2 protein-coding genes are annotated in these 2,558 nt (G+C 71.5%); both read right to left on the reverse strand.

What is annotated here, in order from left to right; genetic code table 11:
* On the reverse strand, positions 1–716 hold a 716-nt coding region (locus tag ABZW03_RS39735; protein ID WP_355269594.1), incomplete at its 3' end, for a biotin/lipoyl-containing protein.
* Positions 717–796: 80 nt separating this feature from the next.
* Entirely contained in the window at positions 797–2,203 is a 1,407-nt protein-coding gene (gene lpdA, locus ABZW03_RS39740) for a dihydrolipoyl dehydrogenase (protein WP_097238208.1), read from the reverse strand.
* Positions 2,204–2,558 lie beyond the last annotated feature (355 nt).

A 2,558-nucleotide genomic window follows, 5' to 3' on the forward strand; every position in this document is an offset into this window, starting at 1 on the left:
GCCGGGGCCGGGGCAGCCGGAGCGGCGGGGGCCGGGGCCGGGGCAGCGGCCGGAGCCGGAGCGGCGACCGGGGCCGGGGCGGCGGCGACGGCACCGGCGGCACCGATCAGCGCGAGCTGGGCGCCGACCTCGGCGGTCTCGTCCTCGCCGACCAGGATCTTCACCAGCGTGCCGGCGACCGGCGACGGGATCTCGGTGTCGACCTTGTCGGTGGAGACCTCGAGCAGCGGCTCGTCGACCTCGACGGTGTCGCCCTCGGCCTTCAGCCAGCGGGTGACGGTGCCCTCGGAGACCGACTCGCCCAGCGCGGGCAGCAGCACCGGGGTGGCGTCGGCGGCCGGAGCGGCCGGAGCGGCGGCGGGGGCCGGGGCGGCAGCCGGAGCAGCGGCCGGGGCCTCGGCGACCGGGGCGGCCGGAGCCGGGGCGGCGGCGGGCGCGGCCTCGGCGGCGGGGGCCGGGGCAGCGGCCGGGGCACCCGAGCCGTCGTCGATGATCGCCAGCTCGGCGCCGACCTCGACGGTCTCGTCCTCGGCGACCTTGATCGAGGAGAGGATGCCGGAAGCCGGGGCCGGGATCTCGGTGTCGACCTTGTCGGTCGACACCTCCAGCAGCGGCTCGTCGACCTCGACACGCTCACCCTCGGCCTTCAGCCAGCGGGTGACGGTGCCTTCGGAAACGCTCTCGCCCAGCGCGGGCAGTGTTACTGAGACCGCCATGGTTTCAGCGACTCCTATCAAGTCTTGCGTACGGGAAGTACTTGCGTACGGGAAGTACCGGGAAAGGGGGTGGGGCGTGATCAGTCGTGCGCGTGCAGCGGCTTGCCGGCCAGCGCCAGGTGCGCCTCGCCCAGGGCCTCGGACTGGGTCGGGTGCGCGTGGATGAGCTGCGCGACCTCGGCCGGCAGAGCCTCCCAGTTGTAGATCAGCTGGGCCTCGCCGACCTGCTCGCCCATGCGGGCGCCGACCATGTGGACGCCGACCACGGCGCCGTCCTTGACCTGGACGAGCTTGATCTCGCCGGCGGTCTTCAGGATCTTGCTCTTGCCGTTGCCGGCCAGGTTGTACTTCAGGGTGACGACCTTCTCCTTGCCGTACAGCTCGACGGCCTTGGCCTCGGAGATGCCGACGGAGGCGACCTCGGGGTTGGAGTAGGTCACGCGCGGAACGCCGTCGTAGTCGATCGGCACCGGCTTGAGGCCGGCCAGGCGCTCGGCCACCAGGATGCCCTCGGCGAAGCCGACGTGGGCCAGCTGGAGGGTCGGGGCGAGGTCGCCGACGGCGGAGATGGTGGGCACGTTGGTGCGCATGTACTCGTCGACCAGGACGTAGCCGCGGTCCATCGCGACGCCGTTCTCCTCGTAGCCGAGGCCGGCCGAGACCGGGCCGCGGCCGATGGCGACGAGCAGCAGGTCGGCGTCGATCTGCTTGCCGTTCTCGGTGGAGACGCGGACACCGGTCTCGGTGTACTCGACGCCCGAGAAGCGGGCCTTCAGCTCGAACTTGATGCCGCGCTTGCGGAACGCGCGCTCCAGCAGCTTGGAGGAGTTCTCGTCCTCCAGCGGGACGAGGTGCGGCAGCGCCTCGACGATGGTGACCTCGACGCCGAAGGACTTCCAGACCGAGGCGAACTCGACGCCGATCACGCCGCCGCCGAGGATGACGGCCGACTTCGGGATGCGGTCGAGCTTGAGGGCGTGGTCCGAGGAGATCACGCGGTTGCCGTCGATCTCCAGGCCCGGGATCGAGCGCGGCACGGAACCGGTGGCCAGGACGATGTGGCGGCCTTCGATGCGCTGGCCGTTGACGTCCACCGAGGTCTGCGAGGAGAGCTTGCCCTCGCCCTGGATGAAGGTGACCTTGCGGGACGCCACCAGGCCCTGGAGACCCTTGTACAGGCCGGCGATGACGTCGTCCTTGTACTTGTGGACGCCGTTGATGTCGATGCCCTGGAAGGTGGCCAGCACGCCGAACTCGGCGGCCTCCTTCGTCTCGTCCGCGATCTCCGCGGCGTGCAGCAGCGCCTTGGTCGGGATGCAGCCGCGGTGCAGGCAGGTGCCGCCCAGCTCACCCTTCTCGACCAGGGCAACGCTCAGGCCCAGCTGAGCGGCGCGGAGCGCCGCGGCGTAACCGCCGCTTCCGCCTCCGAGAATGACTACGTCGAAAACGGTGCTGGCGTCGTTCGCCACGTCACGTCCTCCATGCATGGGGTGGGTCGCCGGGCCGGTCGCGGTCCGGTGGGTCGGAAGCCTTTGTGGGGCGCCCAGTCGTGCCGGAAATACATCTTCGCACTTGTTCACGGTGGCTGATGTCCGGGTCCGCCCCAGGGGTGTCCCACGAAGTGGTCACCGGGGCGGGAACACCCCGGGCGGAAGGGCATCATCGCAGCTCAGCGCGGTGTTGACAGCCACCGGACGGGTGCCTTCCGCGCCGTCCGCCGCGCCCTCTTCCGCGCTGCGGAACAAAGTTTCGCCCGCAGCGAACAGGCGTGCGCCGCGGCGGCCCGGCCTACTCGCAGGTAACCCGCTCGGAACGCCGACGGGGCCCGGCGCGCAACGCGCC

Origin of the sequence: Kitasatospora sp. NPDC004799 (genome assembly GCF_040609095.1) — a bacterium.
Lineage (GTDB): Bacteria > Actinomycetota > Actinomycetes > Streptomycetales > Streptomycetaceae > Kitasatospora.